Consider the following 17,156-nt stretch of genomic DNA (forward strand, 5'->3'; position numbering starts at 1 on the left):
CGCGGTCAGCCGTTGGTGAGCACGATCTTGCCGAACTGGCCGCCGGACTCCAGCCGTTCGAAGCCCTCGCGGGCGCGGTCCAGCGGCAGCACCTCGTCGATGACGGGGCGTACGCCGGTGGCGGCACAGAAGGAGAGCAGGTCCTCCAGCTCCTCCTTGGTGCCCATGGTCGAGCCGACGACCTTCAGCTCCAGGAAGAAGATCCGGGTCAGCTCGGCGTGGGACGGCCGGTCGCCACTGGTGGCACCGGAGATGACGATCGTGCCGCCGGGCCGCAGGGACTTCACCGAGTGGGACCAGGTGGCGGCGCCGACGGTCTCGATGACGGCGTCCACCCGCTGCGGCAGCCGCGCCCCCGGCTCCACCGCCTCGACGGCACCGAGCTCCAGGGCCCGCTTGCGCTTCGCCTCGTCACGGCTGGTGGCGAGGACGCGCAGCCCGGCCGCCTTGCCGAGCACGATCGCGGCCGTGGCCACGCCGCCGCCCGCGCCCTGCACGAGCACCGAGTCGCCCGGCCGCACCCCGGCATTGGTGAAGAGCATGCGGTACGCCGTCAGCCAGGCCGTGGGCAGGCAGGCGGCCTCCTCGAAGGACAGTTCCTTGGGCTTCGGCAGGATGTTCCAGGTGGGCACGGCGACCTGCTCGGCGAAGGTGCCCTGGTAGCGCTCGGTGAGGATGGAGCGGGGTTCCTTGGGGCCGACGCCGTGGCCGGTCTGGCCGATGACGGAGTGCAGGACGACCTCGTTGCCGTCCTCGTCGACGCCGGCGGCGTCGCAGCCGAGGATCATCGGCAGCCGGTCCTCCGGGAGGCCGATGCCCCGAAGGGACCAAAGGTCGTGATGGTTGAGGGAGGCGGCCCGGACGTCGACGGTGCTCCAGCCGGGGCGGGCCTCGGGGGCCGGGCGCTCCCCCGACTCAAGGCCGGAGAGCGGCTGGTCGCGGTCGATTCGGGTGGCGTAGACAGCGAACATGGGCTCGACGATAGGTTCCCCGGTCCACCGACGGAACCAGGCATGCCTGTGACACACGCCTTCTTGTGCACCGAGCACGGGACCAGAAGCCGCCGGCCCCTGGACCGCCCCAGCGGGCCCGGACGTCGACCACCCACACGGTAGCCCTGCCGAACCGCGCCCGACACCACCCCGCCGGAGACAGGCCCACCCATACGGCCCCACCGAGACAGAGCCACCACTCAGGCCAACCCTGGCGGCGAGCCCCGACTCAGCCCCACCGAGGTGGCCCCACCGGCGCGGGCTCAGCAAGGCGAACACCGGCACGGTCCCCGTGAACTCACCGCCGCAGGCCGCCCGCCGGGGCGAGCCCAGACGCAGGCCCAGCTGTGGCCCCACCGACAGCGACTCGCCGGGTTACCCCACCACCGGCGCGGGCCCAGCAAGGCGGACACCGACACAGGCCCCGTGAACTCACCGCCGCAGGCCGCCCACCGGCACAAGCCCAACGTCAGCACGGGCCCACCACTCAGACCAACCCCCGGGGCGCGCCCCGACACAGGCCCACCGATCCGGGCCCACCGCGGCGGCACCACTGGTGCGGGCCCGGCGGGGGAGCCGCCGGCACGGGCCCGCGAACTCACCGCCGCAGACCGCCCACCGGCACAAGCCCACCACTCAGGCCAACCCCCGGGGCGGGCCCCGACACAAGCCCACCGATCCGGGCTCACCGAGGCGGCACCACTGGTGCGGGCCCAGCGGGGGAGCCGCCGGCACGGGCCCGTGAACTCACCGCCGCAGGCCGCCCACCGACACAAGCCCGCCAAGCCAGACCCACTGATACGGACTTCACCGGGCGAGCCCCCACCACCAGCACCACCCCACCGGCGCAGGCCCAGCGAGGCAGACGCCGACACGGGCCCACGGACCCACCGGGGCAGACCCACTCAGCGGTCCCACCACCGGCACAAGCCCACCGAAGCGAGCCCACTCAGGCTCACCGAGGTGGGCTCACGGTGTGCCACCGGCGTCGGCTCACCGGCGGGCGACGCCCTCGGTGCGGGCCGCTGCGGCCACCGCTGCCGTCACCGCGGGAGCGACCCGCTCGTCGAACGGCGAGGGGATGACGTAGTCGGCGGCGAGATCGTCGCCGACCACCGCGGCCAGCGCCTCCGCCGCCGCGAGCTTCATCCCCTCGGTGATCCGGGAGGCCCGCACCTGCAGCGCGCCCGCGAAGATGCCGGGGAACGCCAGCACGTTGTTGATCTGGTTCGGGAAGTCCGACCGGCCGGTCGCGACGACCGCCGCGTACTTGCGGGCGACGTCCGGGTGCACCTCGGGGTCCGGGTTGGCCATGGCGAACACGAAGGCTCCCTCCGCCATGGAGGCCACCGCGGCCTCCGGGACCGTACCGCCGGAGACGCCGATGAAGACGTCCGCGCCGGCCAGCGCGTCCTCCAGCGAACCCGTGATGCCCGCCCTGTTGGTGAACCCGGCCAGCTCCCGCTTGACCGGCGTCAGGTCGTCCCGGTCGGCCGACACGACGCCCTTGCGGTCGGCCACCGCGACGTCCCCGATCCCGGCCCGGACCAGCATCCTGGCGATGGCGACACCGGCCGCCCCGGCGCCCGAGATGACGGCCCGCAGATCGCCGACGGCCCGCCCGCTCAGCCGCGCCGCGTTACGCAGCGCGGCCAGCGTCACGACCGCCGTCCCGTGCTGGTCGTCGTGGAAGACGGGGATGTCCAGCCGCTCCTGGAGCTTGCGCTCGATCTCGAAGCACCGCGGCGCCGAGATGTCCTCCAGGTTCACCCCGCCGAACGACGGGGCGAGACGGACCACGGTCTCCACGATCTCGTCGGCGTCCGTGCAGTCGAGCGCGATCGGCACCGCGTCCACCCCGCCGAACTGCTTGAACAGGATCGCCTTCCCCTCCATCACCGGAAGGGAGGCCAGGGGACCGATGTCCCCGAGCCCGAGGACGGCCGTGCCGTCGGTGACGACGGCCACCACGGACGACTTCCACGTGTAGTCGTTGGCCAGTTCCGGCTGCTCCGCGATCGCCGTGCACACGCGCGCGACGCCGGGCGTGTAGGCGAGGGACAGGTCGTCCTTGTCGCGGACCGGCACGGTGGCCTGCACGGCCATCTTGCCGCCGCGGTGGAGCGCGAAGGCCGGGTCGAAGGAATCGAGGGGCTCGGCCCCGCCGTCCTGGTCGGCACTGCTGTCGCTGCGAGGATTGACGATCTCCGCTGCCACTTTTTACCCCTTAGGTGTACATGGTGTGAGGGTGGGGGCCACTCCTGGTGAAGAGTGGGCGGGACCGCATACGACCCGATTTGACCGTTGCGTACGGGTCGTACGCAACGAGCGCGCCGCACACGCGCCCTGAGCCCCGGATGAGGGGTGTAAAGCACCTTCTTACCCGACGGACGGCGCCGACGACGAGTCCATTGGGCACAAGGTCACATCGCGCGGCCCGACGGCCACGCTCCGGTGACTTGAAGGCCGCGCCCCGTTCGCTTGCACGACCGTCGACACCGGGCAAGCATCGACCGCATGGTGAGATGTGCCGAAGATATTCCGGTCGGTACCAGGTTTTTCCGCAGGCGGTCCGGCTTGATGGGCCGGCCTGGGCGGTTCGGGGGTCACCCGTTATCCGATTTTGACATAGCGGGTCGCCTGATTGGCGTAGCCCGAATGGCAAGATGCGTTAACCCACGAGGTCGCGACACCCAAAGGTGTGTGTTCTCGTCGACCCATCGGCATCGCTACCCATCCGCCGGAGGAACCCCATGACCGCTCGCTCCACCCGTCGCACGACCGCCGCGCGTTCCCGGCTAGCAGCGGTCGGCGCGATCGCGGTCGCTGGCGCTGTGCTGCTCGCCGGCTGCGGCGACCAGACCGACAAGGGCGGCAGCGGCTCCGGCGAGTCCTCCTCCTCGGCGCCGCTGGCCGACAAGCTTCCCAAGGACATCCGCGAGGCGGGCGTCATCAAGGTGGGCTCGGACATCGCGTACCCGCCGGTGGAGTACATGGAGGGCGGCAAGGCCGTCGGCATCGACCCGGACATCGCGGACGCCCTCGGCAAGCAGCTGGGCGTGAAGTTCGAGTTCCAGAACGGCAAGTTCGACAACCTCATCGTCGGCCTGCAGGCCAAGCGGTTCAACGTGATCATGTCCGCGATGAACGACACCAAGGACCGCCAGGACGGCATCAACTCGGACAACGGCCAGAAGGTCGGCAACGGCATCGACTTCGTCGACTACTTCACGGCCGGCACCTCGATCCTCGTCCAGAAGGGCAACCCGAAGGGCATCAAGACGCTGGACGACCTGTGCGGCAAGGTCGTGGCCCTGCAGAAGGGCACCACGTCCGAGGGCATCGCCAAGGCACAGACGAAGAAGTGTACCCAGGACGGCAAGAAGGCGATCACGCTGCAGACCTTCGACACCGACCCCGAGGCCCTGCTGCGCCTCAAGCAGGGCGCTTCGGTGGCGGACCTGAACGACTTCCCGGTGGCCGCCTACAACGCCAAGACCTCCGGCGGCGGCAAGGACTTCGAGGTGATCGGCGACCAGATCGAGGCCGGCCCGTACGGCATCGGCGTCAGCAAGGAGAACACCCAGCTGCGCGACGCCCTCAAGGCGGCCATGACCGCCATCATCGAGAACGGCGAGTACACGAAGATCATGGAGAAGTGGAACGTCACGGCCGGCGCGGTGACCGAGGCGAAGATCAACGGCGGTTCCTGAGCGTCCCGAGCGACCGAAGGGGAGCCACCGTGTCTGAGACCGCCGACAAGATTCCCGCGCCACCCGTGCCACCCGTTCCGCCGGAACAGATCAAGGCCATCCCCGTGCGCCACTACGGCCGCTGGGTGGCCGGCGCGCTCGTCATCGCCGTCCTGGTGCTGATCGGCACCGCGTTCTCCAACGCGAAGATCAACTACAGCATCATCCCGCAGTACCTGACGGACGGAACCATCCTGTCCGGGGCCTGGCACACGCTGTACATCTCCGTGCTCGCCATGGCCCTGGGCCTGGTCCTGGGCGTCGTCATCGCCGTGATGCGGATGTCGTCGAACCCGGTGACCAGCACGGTGGCCTGGTTCTACGTCTGGTTCTTCCGCGGCACGCCGGTCCTCGTCCAGTTGCTGCTCTGGTACAACATCTCGCTCGTGTTCCCCGTCCTCAACCTGGGGTTCTACAAGAACGAGATGAACCAGGTCATGACGCCGTTCCTGACCGCGCTGCTCGGCCTCGGCCTGAACGAGGCCGCGTACATGTCGGAGATCGTCCGGGCCGGCATCCAGTCGGTGGACCTGGGCCAGACGGAGGCCTCGCACGCGCTGGGCATGACCCAGGGCAAGACGCTGCGCCGGGTGATCCTCCCGCAGGCGATGCGAGTCATCGTCCCGCCGACCGGCAACGAGTTCATCAACATGCTGAAGACCTCGTCGCTCGCCTACGCGGTCCAGTTCAACGAGCTGATCAAACGGGCCACGGACATCTCCAGCACCTCGCTCGCGGTCGTCGAGATGTACTTCGTGGCATCGATCTGGTACCTGATCCTGACCACGGTGTTCAGCATCGTGCAGTACTACGTGGAGCGCCGGTACGCCCGCGGCTCCTCGCGCAGCCTGCCGCCGACGCCGTTGCAGCGGCTCAGGAAGAACCTCCGCCTGTTCGGTTCGTTCCGCCGCCCGGAGGTGGCCCGATGAGCAGTCTCAGCAAGGACACCGGCATCGGCCGCGCACCGGCCGGCGGGCCGATGGTCAGGGCCGAGGGCGTGCACAAGTCCTTCGGGCTCTCGCACATCCTCAAGGGCATCGACCTGGAGGTGAACCCGCGCGAGGTGTTCTGCATCATCGGCCCCTCCGGCTCGGGCAAGTCCACCTTCCTGCGGTGCATCAACCACCTGGAGAAGATCAGCGCCGGCCGGCTGTACGTCGAAGGCGACCTCGTCGGCTACCGGCAGCGCGGCGACAAGCTCTACGAGCTGAAGGAGCGGGAGGTCGCGGCGCAGCGGCGGGACATCGGCATGGTGTTCCAGCGCTTCAACCTGTTCCCGCACATGACGGCGCTGGAGAACATCATGGAGGCGCCGGTCCAGGTCAAGCGGGAGTCCAAGGCCGTCGCCCGGGAGCGCGCGCAGCGGCTGCTCGACCGGGTGGGCCTCGGCGACCGCACCGGGCACTATCCGGCCCAGCTCTCCGGCGGCCAGCAGCAGCGGGTCGCCATCGCCCGCGCCCTGGCGATGGAGCCCAAACTGATGCTGTTCGACGAGCCGACCTCGGCGCTCGACCCGGAGCTGGTCGGCGAGGTGCTCGATGTGATGCGGGACCTCGCCGAGGACGGCATGACGATGATCGTCGTGACGCACGAGATGGGCTTCGCCCGTGAGGTCGGGGACTCGCTGGTGTTCATGGACGACGGCGTGGTGGTCGAGTCCGGCCACCCGCGCGAGGTCCTGACGAACCCCCAGCACGAACGCACGAGGTCCTTCCTGTCGAAGGTGCTGTAGCCCCGGCCGGCCGGTCCGGGACGACGACGGGCCCGTGCTGCCTCGGGAGGCAGCACGGGCCCGTCGTCGTCGGCGCGCCGGCCGCCGTCCCGTCGGGTACGACCGGTACGCCTCGGGTCACTTGAGGGCGAGGAGCAGTGTGTCCGACGGCGAGGACCACACCGGGCGGGCCTCCGAGAAACCCTGCTCGCGCAGCACGCGCGCGTGCCATGCGGCGGAGGGCGTGTCCCCGTCGGCGTGCTCGCCGTAGATCTCGAAGCGGCGGGCCGTGGGTCCGGCCAGGACCGGGTCCTTCGCGGCCAGTTGCCACCACTCGGCCCAGTCGAGGGCGCCCGCGGTCCTGGCCCGATCCATGCGGGCGTGCCGCTGGGCCCGTTCGGCGGCATTGATCCGGGGCGTGCTGTCATCGATCATATGGTCCGCGTTCATGAAGACACCGCCGGCGCGGACGAGTTCCGCGACCCGACCGTAGAGGGCCGCGAGGGGGTCGCTGTGCAGCCAGTGCAGGGCCGTGGCGGTCAGGACCGCGTCGTACGAGTCGTACGGCAGCAGCGCGGGCCACTGCGGGTCCTTGAGGTCGGCGGTGACGAAGGTGACGCGTTCGTCGCCCGCGAAGGTGCCCTCGGCGATGGCGAGGAGCGCCGGGTCGAGGTCGACGCCGGTGCTGACGGCCTGCGGGAACCGCGTCAGCAGCCGGGCGGTGATGCTGCCGGTGCCGCAGGCGAGGTCGAGCACGCGTGGCGCGGTGCCGACGAGGGCCTCGACCACGTCGAGCATGATCGTGAACCGTTCCTCGCGGTCGGGCATGTACCACTCCTGCTGGCGGTCCCAGCTCTCCTGCCAGGCCCCCCAGTCGGCGCCGGTCGTGGCCGTGTTCGCGTCCGTCATCGCAACCCCTCCACCGCGAAGGTCCCGTAATACCCTGGAAGCGCGACCGGTCATTACCCGATCGCATCCCCGACCATAGAGCGCCGCCGTAAGGACTACAAGTGGAACTGGCCTATTACTCGGATTACGCCGTACGCCTCGTCAACAGCGAGGAGCCGCTCCGGGGCAAGGACTCGCTCACCACGGTCGAGGCCGTCCGCGGCCTGTTCGGCGTCAACCAGTCGGCGGCCCGCCGCGCCGCCGACGCCGACGTCACCCGCTTCCGCTCGGTGCGCGCCCGGCTGCGCGCGGTCTTCGAGGCCGCCGACGGCGGCGACGAGACGCTCGCGGTGGACCTGCTGAACTCACTGCTGCTGGAGTTCCCGGTCAGCCCACAGATCTCCGGGCACGACCACCGGGACGACGACGGCCGCCCGCTGTGGCACATGCACCTCGCCGACCACCCGTCGAACGCCACCGCGGGCTACGCGGCGATCGCCGCCATGGGCCTCGCCTTCCATCTGACCGAGTACGGCGTGGACCGCCTCGGCCTGTGCCAGGCGGCCCCCTGCCGCAACGCCTATCTGGACACGTCCACCAACCGCTCCCGGCGCTACTGCTCCGACCGGTGCGCCACGCGGGCGAACGTGGCCGCCTACCGGGCCCGCAAGCGCCTGGAGGCCGACCGGTCCGAGAACACCGGTCTCGCGGCCGAGAGCGCCCAGCGCACCACCGCCAGCGGCGAGCGCTGATCCGGCCTGCGCGGCCGCAGCCGCAGCCGGACCCGGCCGAGGATCAGATCGTCCGGCACGACCCCGTAGTCGGTGCTGTCACCGCCCGCGTACGCATTGTCCCCGAGCACCCACCAGCCGCCCTCGCGGCGCTCCACGGCGCGTTTGACGACGAGCAGGTCCTGCTGGAAGGGATGGCGCAGGACCACGATGTCCCCGGGCCTGATCCGGGCGCCGTACCGCAGCACGAGCCGGTCCCCGTGATACAGCGTGGGCACCATGGACGGCCCCGTCACCTCGGCCAGCCCGAAGGGCGGCAGGGCCCTCCCCCGCTCGGTCTCCTGCGACAGCTCCGGCATCGCCGGCACCTCCCCGGTCCGTTCCTCCACCAGTCTCAGTCTGACCCCGGACTTTTGTCCTAAGCCCTAGGGGGCACTCGCGAAATCCCGCTTCTCAGGGAGTAATGTCCCACCTGAGAAGACGATCACGAGGAAGGAATGCTCCATGCTTTCCCGCCTGTTTGCCCCCAAGGTCAAGGTCAGCGCGCACTGCGACCTGCCCTGCGGCGTGTACGACCCGGCCCAGGCCCGCATCGAGGCGGAGTCGGTGAAGGCCGTCCAGGAAAAGATGGCCGGCAACGACGACCCGCACTTCCAGGCGCGTGCCACGGTCATCAAGGAGCAGCGCGCCGAGCTGGCGAAGCACCACGTCTCCGTGCTCTGGAGCGACTACTTCAAGCCCCCGCACTTCGAGAAGTACCCCGAGCTGCACCAGCTGGTCAACGACGCCCTGAAGGCCCTCTCGGCCGCCAAGGCGTCCACCGACCCGGCGACGGGCCAGAAGGCCCTGGACTACATCGCCCAGATCGACAAGATCTTCTGGGAGACGAAGAAGGCCTGATCTTGTCTTATGCCTTCTGACCTGCGATTACTTTGGTTGCAGCGTCTCCCCGCCCGCACCCGGTCCCCAGGCCGCCAAGAACGGCGTCCATGACGGATCGGGTGCGGTCTTTCTTCACCGGCCAGCGGGGCGTGACGTGGGCTCGTTTCGGCTCTCGCAGATGAGGATGATCGGTATGTCCGATCCCGTTGAGGGGGGCGCTGAGCAGCCGCGGCTCTGGCAGGTGACGATCGGGCTCGTTGCTACGGCGGCCCAGCACGAGGAGCTGATGGACCGCCTGGCCGACGTGCTGTGCCCCGATGCGGGGCACGAGGGGCCCTGTCCCGTCCCGTGGGGCATGCACAGCGTCGACGGGGACTCCCTGTCACGTCGGCAGCGTAAGGCGCTGCTGACGGAGATCAAGGAGACGAACTGGAATCCGGACGACGGTGCGGGGACGGGTACCGGGACGTCCTGGCGGCCTGCCTGAGCGGTGCGGACTGCCTACGATCGCCGGGTAGGCATCCGCTGGACCCATGCCTTCGTCGACCGGCCCGCCGATCGGATCGCGGCGGCCCGCGCCTTCTGGACTGCCGTCACCGGCACCCGGCTCTCCGAACTCCGCGGTGCGCACGGCGAGTTCGCGACTCTCCTGCCGACGGACGGCGACGCCTGCGTGAAGATGCAGGGCATCGGCGCCGGACCGGGCGGCGCCCATCTCGACTTCTCCGTGGACGACGCCGAGCACGAGGGCTGGTCCGTGCTGCGCTCCCCGGCGGGCAGCAGGCTGGACATCGCGCCGTCCGCGTACGACGCCGAGTCCGCCTTCTGGGCCGAGCTGACCCGCCGGCAGCCGCTCGCGAGCTCGCTCCCCGAGTTCCAGGTGCTCCGGCCGCCGCCCATCTCGACCTGGCCTGCGCGGACATCGCGGCGACCCGGGCCCGCCACGAAGGTCTCGGGGCCAGGGCCGTGGCCCGGGGCCCGCACTGGACGGTGCTACACGACCCGGCGGGCGGCGCCTACTGCCTGACCGGCCGGGCCCCGGAGACGGGCGGCCTGCCGGCGTCGGCGCTCAACGGCGCACGCTCGTGAACGCGCACAGGGTGCCACCCGATCTGCCGGGCACGGAGGAGGGCAGGGCCCGCGGAGACGGGGACAAGTCACCCGCGCTCACTGAGGGCGGCACGACCGACGGGGGCTGAGGCGCGGTGGATGCCTGCCGCGGGCACGCGTGGCCGTCCCCGTGCGCCGCGGGCGGCGTCCGGGGCGTGTCGTCGTGGGTCCGCTGCCAGACATACGACTCCCGGGGCTCCGCCCCGGCCCGCAACCACAGCGTGAGCCCTCCCCCGCAGGCCACCGCCAGCACCCACGCCACCGCCGTCCAGCGCCATATCCGGCGACGTCCCCCCGCCACCGTCACCCCCAGGGCTCCACATCCACCACGGCCTCGACCGGCACCGGCCCGTACACATGCGGGAACTCCTCGCCGCCCGGCTCCGCGGCCTCGTACTTCACGGGTACGCCGAGCAGCGCCGGGTCCACGACCAGGACCACCAGGTCGTCCGGGCGGTCGTACGAGCCGTACACGAGGGCCGCTACGCCCGGGAGTTGGGCGCGGGTGGAGAAGTGGATGAAGCCCTCCTCCCGCAGCGTGCGGCCACGGGTGGACATCTCATAGCTGCCGCGCTCACGAGCCGCTTCCCACAGGGGGCGTTCCGTGAGGTGGAGGATGTACGGGAGTTTCGGCATGCGGCCACGCTACGGCCTCGCCCGGGGCGGGGTCGGGGCAAGCCGTGCAGTCGGGGTTGTGGCACGGGCCGGGGCCCCACACGGGGACCCAGGCACCCAGGGTCTTGTGCCGCTTGACGACCGTGTCGACGGGCTGTCCGCAGGCGGGACAGACGTGTTCCTCGCTGTCCATGTCCCCAGGGTAGGACGGGCGGGGACGCGGCGCTTCCCGCGCCGGGCCGGCCCGTTCGGCACATGCGTAGCCGGAGTCGGCGGGCCCCGCGCACTGTGGGGACGCGCGGGACCCGCCGGGCCGGAGTCGGCAGCCGGCCTCAACGGGCCGCCGCCTCAGCTGCTGCGCCGGGTGACGAACTCGGCCAGCGCGAGCAGACCTCCCGCCGCCTCCGGATCGGGAACCGCGCGGGCCAGTTCCTGCATCGCCCGGGACATCCGGTCGGCCGCCTGGACCTGCGCCCAGTCCCGGCCGCCCGCCCGCTCCACGGCCAGCGCCGTCCGCTCCAGATCCTTCTCGTCGTACGGCCGCCCGTACAGCTCGGCCAGCTCGGTCGCCGCCGCCGTGCCGGAGGTGAGGGCCGCGACCACCGGCAGCGACTTCTTGCGGGCAGCGAGGTCCGCGCCGGCCGGTTTGCCGGTGCGGTCCGGGTCACCCCATATCCCGATGACGTCGTCGATCAGCTGGAAGGCGAGCCCGGCCTGGCGTCCGAACCTGTCCAGCGCCGCCACCTCCTCCTCGCCCGCACCCGCGTACAGCCCGCCGAGGGCGCAGGCGCAGCCGAGCAGCGCACCGGTCTTGGCCTCGGCCATGACGAGGACCTCGTCGAGGGTGACCTCGTCGGCGGCGCGTTCCTCCATCGTCGTGTCCGCGTGCTGCCCCTCGCACAGCTCGGCCACGCAGTCGGCGAGCCGGGTGACGGCGGCCCGGGACGCCGGGTTCGGGCCCTCGGCGAGCAGTCGCAGGGCCAACGCCTGCAGGGCGTTCCCGGCGAGGATCGCGTCGGAGACACCGAACACGGTCCACGCCGTGGGCCGGTGTCTGCGCGAGGTGTCGCGGTCCATCACGTCGTCGTGCAGGAGGGTGAAGTTGTGTACGAGCTCCACCGCGGCGGCGGCCCGGAGGGCCGCCCTCCGTGCGCCGGGGCCGCCGAGGGCCGCCGCCGCGGTGAGTACGAGCGCGGGCCGGATCGCCTTGCCCGCGTTGCCCGCCGCCGGGGTGCCGTCCGCGTGCTCCCAGCCGAAGTGGTAGCGCGCGATCCGGCGCATGGCGCCCGGCAGCGAGTCGACGGCGGCCCGCAGTTCGGGGTCGACCGATGCCCGGGCCCGGTCCAGGACGGCCGTGGCCTCGTTCCCGTCGCCGTCGAGCAAGGGCCCGCCCTCCCGGGCAGGCCGTGGCCGGACCGCCGGCATCGGCGGCTCACCGGTGCCCGGTGGACCGGCGGGCCACTGCTTCGTCTCCGTCATGAACTCGGCCATGGGTTCCCCTCACGGAGTCCGCGGACGCCTGCGCCGCCGCCCCGACTGGGCGGGTACCCCGACGGTGTACCCATCCGAGCGGGCGGGAACACGGCCGCGAAGTGCGGAAACGTCACCTCCGTCGGCCGATCTCGACGCTCTCCAGGACACCGAGCGCGTCCGGCACCAGGACCGCCGCCGAGAAGTAGGCCGTCACCAGGTAGTTGATGATCGCGCGTTCGTCGATGCCCATGAAGCGGACGGACAGGCTCGGCTCGATCTCGTCCGGGATCCCGGACTGCCTGAGGCCGATGACGCCCTGGTCCTCCTCTCCCGTACGCATGGCGATGATCGAGGTCGTGCGCGCCTCGCTGATCGGGATCTTGTTGCAGGGGTAGATCGGCACGCCGCGCCAGGTCGGGATGCGGCTTCCGCCGATGTCCACGGTCTCCGGGACGAGTCCGCGTTTGTTCAGCTCGCGGCCGAACGCGGCGATCGCGCGCGGGTGGGCGAGGAACAGCTTGGTGCCGCGCCGGCGGCTGAGCAGCTCGTCCATGTCGTCCGGGCCGGGCACGCCGTCGTGCGGCTGGATCCGCTGGTCGAACGCGCAGTTGTGCAGCAGACCGAACTCGCGGTTGTTGACCAGCTCGTGCTCCTGGCGTTCCTTCAATGCCTCGACGGTGAGCCGCAACTGCTGCTCGGTCCGGTTCATCGGCTGGTTGTGCAGGTCGGCCACGCGTGTGTGGACGCGCAGCACGGTCTGGGCGATGCTCAGCCCGTACTCACGGGGCTGGGCCTCATGGTCGACGAACGGGTGCGGGATGTCCGGCTCGCCGAAGTGGCCAGCCGCGAGGTGGACCGCCTTCTCGCCGTACTTGTTGGTGCGCTGCTCCGGGATCGCGCGCAGCCGCCGCAGATGCTCACGCAGGGAGTCCGCGCGCCCCGTGACCTGCTCGAAGTCCTGGCGGGACAGGATGAGCACGGTGCAGGCGGTGTCCGCGCGGGCCGTGTACTCCCAGATGGCGTCCGGGTCGAGCAGGGTCTGTGCGCCGAAGTACGCGCCGTCGGCGAGGACCTCGAGGACCGCGTCGTCGCCGTACGGGCCCGTGCCGAGCTTCTCCACCCTGCCGTGCGCCAGCAGGAACACCTCGTCGGCCTGGCTGCCGAACGAGGCGATCACCTCGCCCGGGGCGAAGTCCCGCTGACGGCAGCGCCGGGCCAGTTCGGCGAGGACCTCCCCGTCCTCGTACGACCGCAGGGCCGGCAGTTCGCCGAGTTCGGCGGGGATCACCTCGACGCGGTCGCCGGTCTTCACGAAAGTGATCCGGCCGTCGCCCACCGCGCATGTCAGTCGCCGGTTCACCCGGTACGTACCACCCTGCACATCGACCCAGGGGAGCGTGCGCAGCAGCCAGCGGGAACTGATCTCCTGCGTCTGGGGCGCGGACTTGGTGGTGGCCAGGTTCCGCGCTGCCGCCGTGTCCAAGGACTGCTGCGGCTTGCCCTGATCCGTGCGGACCTCTTCGCCTACCGACATAGAGAACTGCCCTCCCAGTCTGCGCCGGCACCGAACCACGCCGGGCATCGGCCTCGCTCGCGACCAGCATTTCAGCACTCAGCGTGACCGCACCATTACCCAAAAGAGCGGGAATGGGGCATCGCACCACCGGGCAGAGGGAGGGATCTTCGCACCGGGCGGTGCCGGGCGCGCACGATGTCCGGATCGGCTCGCACGACAGCCGAACGAGTGGCCAAGGCGCCCGTCCTACCCGACACTTAACGCAGTCGATCAGTCGCATTCGGTGACTTCGGTCCGGCACGAAGGAGGCGCCCATGGCCTCGCCCATGTCCGCGAGCCGTTTTCGGGACGCTCTGAGAGCGGAGGACGTCACGGTCGTCGAGACCGGCGACTGGAAGCATCACAATCGCAACCACAAGGGCGCGTGGGGGCCCGTGCACGGCGTGATGATCCACCACACGGTGACCAGCGGCAGCGAGCGGACGGTGGAGCTCTGCAGGGACGGCCACACCGAACTGCCGGGCCCGCTGTGCCACGGTGTGATCACCAAGGACGGCACGGTCCATCTCGTCGGCTACGGCCGCGCCAACCACGCGGGGCTCGGCGACGACGACGTGCTCCGCGCGGTCATCGCCGAGACGGCGCTCCCGCCGGACAACGAGTCCAACACCGACGGCAACCGGCACTTCTACGGCTTCGAGTGCGAGAACCTCGGCGATGGCAAGGACCCGTGGCCCACGGCCCAGCTCACGGCGATCGAGCGGGTGGCCGCGGCGATCTGCCGCCACCACAGCTGGACGGAACGCTCGGTCATCGGCCATCTGGAATGGCAGCCGGGAAAGGTGGATCCCCGCGGTTTCACCATGAACTGGCTGCGACAGCGCATCAAGGAGCGGCTGGCGGACTGACGGCGGTGAGCGCGGCGGCGGGCGGCAGCGGTCGGTGACAATGGGGTGGTGGTCGCTCCTGGGTCTCTTGCCGCCCGGCTTCCGTCGCCCGTCGAAGTCGTCGGTGACCGGCGGTTCTCCCGGCATGGGGTGCGTCTGCTGCTCAAGCGGGACGACCTCATCCACCCGGAGCTGATCGGCAACAAGTGGCGCAAGCTGGCGCCGAACCTGGTCGCCGCGGCGGGGCGGACGATCGTCACGTTCGGCGGGGCGTACTCCAACCATCTGCGGGCCACCGCCGCCGCGGGCCGCCTCCTCGGCCTGCCCACCGTCGGCGTGGTCCGCGGCGACGAGCTGGCCGGCCGCCCCCTCAACCCCTCCCTGGCCCGGTGCGCGGCCGACGGCATGCGGCTGCACTTCATCGACAGATCGACATACCGCAGGAAGACGGACCAGCGGACCCTGGACGCACTGCTGCGCGCGACCGGCACCGAGGACGCGTACGTCGTCCCGGAGGGCGGCAGCAACGCCGAGGCCGTACGCGGCTGCCGGGCCCTGGGCGCGGAGCTGCGCGGGCATGCCGACGTCGTCGCCGTCGCCTGCGGCACCGGCGGCACCCTGGCCGGTCTCGCCGCCGGTCTCGCCCCCGGCCAGCGCGCCCTGGGCATACCGGTCCTCAAGGGCGGCTTCCTGGCCGCCGAGGTGCGCGCCCTCCAGGAGGCCGCCTTCGGTGGCCGCCGCGGCTCCTGGTCCCTGGACGACCGCTTCCACTGGGGCGGCTACGCGCGTACCACCCCCGAACTCGACGCCTTCGCCACGGACTTCGAACAGCGCCACGGCCTGCCCGTGGAACGTCTCTATGTCGCCAAATTGCTCTACGGACTCGTCGCCCTGGCGGAGGAGGGCGCCTTCCCGCCCGGTACGACCGTCGCGGCCGTCGTCACGGGCCGGCCCTTCCCCGAGGCCTGCTAGGCCGTCTCCCGGGGACCGCTAGGCGGCCTCCCGGTATGCCGCCGCCTCCTCCAGGTCCAGTCTGCGCAGCAGCGTGCGCAGCATCTCGTCGTCGATGTGGCGGCCGTCCCGCAGCCGTACGAACACATCGCGCTCGGCGCTGATCATCTCCCGGGACAGCCGGCGGTAGGTGTCGTCGACGGTCTCACCGGTCACCGGGTTCACCGCGCCGAGCCGCTCCCAGACGGCGTTGCGGCGGCGCTCCAGGACCGTGCGGAGGCGGTCCGCGAGCGGCGGGGGCAGGGCGTTGCGCTCATCGGAGAGCAGCTCGTCGAGGCGGGCCTCCGCGGCCCGGGACGCCTGCGCCTGGGCGTTGGCCTCGGCGAGGGTCTCCGTCTGCGGGTCACGGCCGGGGAAGTCCAGCAGCCGGATCAGCGGGGGCAGCGACAGGCCCTGCACCACCAGCGTCCCGATGACCGTCGTGAACGTCAGGAAGAGGATCAGGTTGCGCTCAGGGAAGGGCTGTCCGCCGTGCACGGTGACCGGGATCGAGAAGGCGATGGCCAGCGACACCACGCCCCGCATCCCGGCCCATGAGGTGACCATCGCGCCCCGCCAGGTGGGGTTCTGCTCGCGCTCTCTGATCCGCGCGGACAGCTTCCGGGGCAGGAAGGTGGCCGGATACACCCACACGAACCGGGCCGCGACCACCACCAGGAAGAGGAGGACCGCGTACCAGGCGGCCTCGACGCCCTCGTACGATCCGAGCCCTCTGAGGACGACCGGCAGTTGCAGTCCGATCAGCGCGAAGACCGCCGACTCCAGCACGAAGGCGACCATCTTCCAGACCGCCTCCTCCTGGAGCCGCGTGGCGAAGTCGACCTCCCACGCGCGGTGCCCCAGATACAGCGCGACGACCACGACCGCGAGCACACCCGAGGCGTGCACCTGCTCGGCGACGCTGTAGGCGACGAACGGGATCAGCAAGGAGAGCGTGTTCTGGAGCAGGGGCTCCTTCAGATGCGTGCGCAGCCAGTGGAGCGGGGCCATCAGCACCAGCCCGACGCCGACGCCACCGACCGCCGCGAGCAGGAACTCGCCGATCCCGCCGGCCCAGGTGGCGCCCTCGCCGACAGCCGCCGCGAGGGCCACCTTGTACGCGGTGATCGCGGTGGCGTCGTTCAGCAGGGACTCGCCCTGGAGGATGGTCGTGATCCGGGAGGGCAGTCCGACCCGGCGGGCCACCGCCGTCGCCGCGACCGCGTCCGGCGGCGCCACGACCGCGCCCAGCACCAGGGCGGCGGTCAGCGGCATCGCGGGCACGATCAGGTAGATCGCCCAGCCGACGAGGAACGTCGCGAAGAGCACGTACCCGACGGAGAGGAGCGCCACCGGGCGCAGTTGTGCGCGCAGGTCCAGATAGGAGCTGTCGCTGGCCGAGGTGTACAGCAGCGGAGGCAGCAGGAGCGGCAGGACGACCTCGGGATCGAGAGCGTATTCGGGTACCCCGGGGACGTACGAGACCGCCAGTCCGACCGCGACCAGCAGCAGCGGTGCCGGCACCGGTGTGCGCCGGGCGGCCCCCGCCACCGCCGCACTGCCCGCCACCAGCAACAGCAGCGGCATCACATCCATGTCCTCGCCCGCC

Annotated in this window: 17 protein-coding genes and 1 pseudogene; 9 read left to right on the forward strand and 9 right to left on the reverse strand. The window is 71.2% G+C overall.

Going from position 1 to position 17,156, the window contains the following annotated elements; genetic code table 11:
* Window positions 1–5 precede the first annotated feature (5 nt).
* Together CTZ28_RS00270 and CTZ28_RS00275 are read right to left on the reverse strand one after the other, a co-directional pair.
* Window positions 6–971 carry a zinc-binding dehydrogenase gene (locus tag CTZ28_RS00270; protein WP_121887122.1) on the reverse strand — a complete coding sequence of 322 codons (966 nt, stop codon included), beginning with the start codon at window positions 969–971 and terminating at the stop codon, window positions 6–8.
* A 1,014-nt stretch (window positions 972–1,985) separates the two neighbouring features.
* Window positions 1,986–3,209: an NAD(P)-dependent malic enzyme gene (locus tag CTZ28_RS00275; protein WP_121887123.1), complete on the reverse strand. Its 1,224-nt coding sequence runs from the start codon at window positions 3,207–3,209 to the stop codon at window positions 1,986–1,988.
* A 536-nt stretch (window positions 3,210–3,745) separates the two neighbouring features.
* On the opposite strand from CTZ28_RS00275, the gene CTZ28_RS00280 reads away from it, so the two are divergent.
* The 3 genes from CTZ28_RS00280 to CTZ28_RS00290 are packed head-to-tail and all read left to right on the forward strand — an operon-like array spanning window position 3,746 to window position 6,476.
* Window positions 3,746–4,705 (forward strand): ABC transporter substrate-binding protein, encoded by a 960-nt coding sequence (locus tag CTZ28_RS00280; protein ID WP_121887124.1) that lies wholly within the window; start codon window positions 3,746–3,748, stop codon window positions 4,703–4,705.
* Between the two features lie 29 nt (window positions 4,706–4,734).
* A complete protein-coding gene (locus tag CTZ28_RS00285; protein WP_121887125.1) occupies window positions 4,735–5,673 on the forward strand; it encodes an amino acid ABC transporter permease in 939 nt (312 codons plus the stop codon).
* Complete coding sequence (locus CTZ28_RS00290; RefSeq protein ID WP_121887126.1) at window positions 5,670–6,476, forward strand: amino acid ABC transporter ATP-binding protein; 807 nt, start codon at window positions 5,670–5,672, stop codon at window positions 6,474–6,476. Before CTZ28_RS00285 ends, CTZ28_RS00290 begins: the two co-directional genes overlap by 4 nt.
* Before the next feature lie 117 nt (window positions 6,477–6,593).
* Here CTZ28_RS00290 and CTZ28_RS00295 read toward each other — a convergent pair whose 3' ends face one another.
* Window positions 6,594–7,364, reverse strand: a complete 771-nt coding sequence (locus CTZ28_RS00295; RefSeq protein ID WP_121887127.1) for a class I SAM-dependent methyltransferase — start codon at window positions 7,362–7,364, stop codon at window positions 6,594–6,596.
* Window positions 7,365–7,465: 101 nt separating this feature from the next.
* Between CTZ28_RS00295 and CTZ28_RS00300 the strand changes: the two genes are divergently transcribed.
* Window positions 7,466–8,095, forward strand: coding sequence for a CGNR zinc finger domain-containing protein (locus tag CTZ28_RS00300; RefSeq protein WP_121887128.1), 630 nt, complete (start codon window positions 7,466–7,468; stop codon window positions 8,093–8,095).
* On the opposite strand, the gene sodX is transcribed toward CTZ28_RS00300, so the two are convergent.
* A complete protein-coding gene (gene sodX, locus CTZ28_RS00305) occupies window positions 7,999–8,433 on the reverse strand; it encodes a nickel-type superoxide dismutase maturation protease (protein ID WP_121887597.1) in 435 nt (144 codons plus the stop codon). The two genes, CTZ28_RS00300 and sodX, sit on opposite strands and share 97 nt — an antisense overlap.
* Before the next feature lie 145 nt (window positions 8,434–8,578).
* On the opposite strand from sodX, the gene sodN reads away from it, so the two are divergent.
* The 3 genes and pseudogenes from sodN to CTZ28_RS00320 all read left to right on the forward strand — a co-directional run bounded on the left by sodN (window position 8,579) and on the right by CTZ28_RS00320 (window position 10,045).
* Window positions 8,579–8,974, forward strand: a complete 396-nt coding sequence (sodN, locus tag CTZ28_RS00310) for a superoxide dismutase, Ni (RefSeq protein ID WP_023546844.1) — start codon at window positions 8,579–8,581, stop codon at window positions 8,972–8,974.
* A 175-nt stretch (window positions 8,975–9,149) separates the two neighbouring features.
* On the forward strand, window positions 9,150–9,443 hold the full coding sequence (locus tag CTZ28_RS46785) for a hypothetical protein (protein ID WP_183154193.1): 294 nt from the start codon (window positions 9,150–9,152) through the stop codon (window positions 9,441–9,443).
* 3 nt (window positions 9,444–9,446) lie between these two features.
* A pseudogene (locus CTZ28_RS00320) lies at window positions 9,447–10,045 on the forward strand (VOC family protein).
* 324 nt (window positions 10,046–10,369) lie between these two features.
* Here CTZ28_RS00320 and CTZ28_RS00325 read toward each other — a convergent pair.
* The 4 genes from CTZ28_RS00325 to CTZ28_RS00340 form a co-directional block, all read right to left on the reverse strand.
* Window positions 10,370–10,702, reverse strand: a complete 333-nt coding sequence (locus tag CTZ28_RS00325; RefSeq protein ID WP_121887130.1) for a DUF952 domain-containing protein — start codon at window positions 10,700–10,702, stop codon at window positions 10,370–10,372.
* Window positions 10,641–10,874, reverse strand: coding sequence for a hypothetical protein (locus tag CTZ28_RS47905; RefSeq protein WP_121887131.1), 234 nt, complete (start codon window positions 10,872–10,874; stop codon window positions 10,641–10,643). The genes CTZ28_RS00325 and CTZ28_RS47905 overlap by 62 nt, the downstream gene beginning before the upstream one ends.
* Window positions 10,875–11,029: 155 nt before the next feature.
* Window positions 11,030–12,160, reverse strand: coding sequence for a family 2 encapsulin nanocompartment cargo protein polyprenyl transferase (locus CTZ28_RS00335; protein WP_398655147.1), 1,131 nt, complete (start codon window positions 12,158–12,160; stop codon window positions 11,030–11,032).
* A gap of 124 nt (window positions 12,161–12,284) precedes the next feature.
* Complete coding sequence (locus CTZ28_RS00340) at window positions 12,285–13,688, reverse strand: family 2B encapsulin nanocompartment shell protein (RefSeq protein WP_121887133.1); 1,404 nt, start codon at window positions 13,686–13,688, stop codon at window positions 12,285–12,287.
* A 296-nt stretch (window positions 13,689–13,984) separates the two neighbouring features.
* Between CTZ28_RS00340 and CTZ28_RS00345 the strand changes: the two genes are divergently transcribed.
* Both CTZ28_RS00345 and CTZ28_RS00350 read left to right on the forward strand, forming a co-directional pair.
* Window positions 13,985–14,578, forward strand: a complete 594-nt coding sequence (locus CTZ28_RS00345) for an N-acetylmuramoyl-L-alanine amidase (protein ID WP_121887134.1) — start codon at window positions 13,985–13,987, stop codon at window positions 14,576–14,578.
* Between the two features lie 48 nt (window positions 14,579–14,626).
* Window positions 14,627–15,529 carry a 1-aminocyclopropane-1-carboxylate deaminase/D-cysteine desulfhydrase gene (locus CTZ28_RS00350; protein ID WP_121887598.1) on the forward strand — a complete coding sequence of 301 codons (903 nt, stop codon included), beginning with the start codon at window positions 14,627–14,629 and terminating at the stop codon, window positions 15,527–15,529.
* Window positions 15,530–15,547: 18 nt separating this feature from the next.
* Here the strand turns inward: CTZ28_RS00350 and CTZ28_RS00355 are convergent, their stop codons facing one another.
* Window positions 15,548–17,143: a Na+/H+ antiporter gene (locus tag CTZ28_RS00355; RefSeq protein ID WP_121887135.1), complete on the reverse strand. Its 1,596-nt coding sequence runs from the start codon at window positions 17,141–17,143 to the stop codon at window positions 15,548–15,550.
* Window positions 17,144–17,156: the final 13 nt, after the last annotated feature.

The organism is Streptomyces shenzhenensis (genome assembly GCF_003688995.1).
Taxonomy (GTDB): domain Bacteria; phylum Actinomycetota; class Actinomycetes; order Streptomycetales; family Streptomycetaceae; genus Streptomyces; species Streptomyces shenzhenensis_A.

What these genes read in the sequence shown, in the direction of transcription:
- CTZ28_RS00325 (WP_121887130.1), bottom strand. Translation starts at nt 10,702, where the DNA reads ATGCCGAAACTCCCGTACATCCTCCACCTCACGGAACGCCCCCTGTGG.
- CTZ28_RS00340 (WP_121887133.1), bottom strand. Translation starts at nt 13,688, where the DNA reads ATGTCGGTAGGCGAAGAGGTCCGCACGGATCAGGGCAAGCCGCAGCAG.
- sodX (WP_121887597.1), bottom strand. Translation starts at nt 8,433, where the DNA reads ATGCCGGAGCTGTCGCAGGAGACCGAGCGGGGGAGGGCCCTGCCGCCC.
- sodN (WP_023546844.1), top strand. Translation starts at nt 8,579, where the DNA reads ATGCTTTCCCGCCTGTTTGCCCCCAAGGTCAAGGTCAGCGCGCACTGC.
- CTZ28_RS00295 (WP_121887127.1), bottom strand. Translation starts at nt 7,364, where the DNA reads ATGACGGACGCGAACACGGCCACGACCGGCGCCGACTGGGGGGCCTGG.
- CTZ28_RS00280 (WP_121887124.1), top strand. Translation starts at nt 3,746, where the DNA reads ATGACCGCTCGCTCCACCCGTCGCACGACCGCCGCGCGTTCCCGGCTA.
- CTZ28_RS47905 (WP_121887131.1), bottom strand. Translation starts at nt 10,874, where the DNA reads ATGGACAGCGAGGAACACGTCTGTCCCGCCTGCGGACAGCCCGTCGAC.
- CTZ28_RS00290 (WP_121887126.1), top strand. Translation starts at nt 5,670, where the DNA reads ATGAGCAGTCTCAGCAAGGACACCGGCATCGGCCGCGCACCGGCCGGC.
- CTZ28_RS00335 (WP_398655147.1), bottom strand. Translation starts at nt 12,160, where the DNA reads ATGACGGAGACGAAGCAGTGGCCCGCCGGTCCACCGGGCACCGGTGAG.
- CTZ28_RS00355 (WP_121887135.1), bottom strand. Translation starts at nt 17,143, where the DNA reads ATGGATGTGATGCCGCTGCTGTTGCTGGTGGCGGGCAGTGCGGCGGTG.
- CTZ28_RS00270 (WP_121887122.1), bottom strand. Translation starts at nt 971, where the DNA reads ATGTTCGCTGTCTACGCCACCCGAATCGACCGCGACCAGCCGCTCTCC.
- CTZ28_RS46785 (WP_183154193.1), top strand. Translation starts at nt 9,150, where the DNA reads ATGTCCGATCCCGTTGAGGGGGGCGCTGAGCAGCCGCGGCTCTGGCAG.
- CTZ28_RS00345 (WP_121887134.1), top strand. Translation starts at nt 13,985, where the DNA reads ATGGCCTCGCCCATGTCCGCGAGCCGTTTTCGGGACGCTCTGAGAGCG.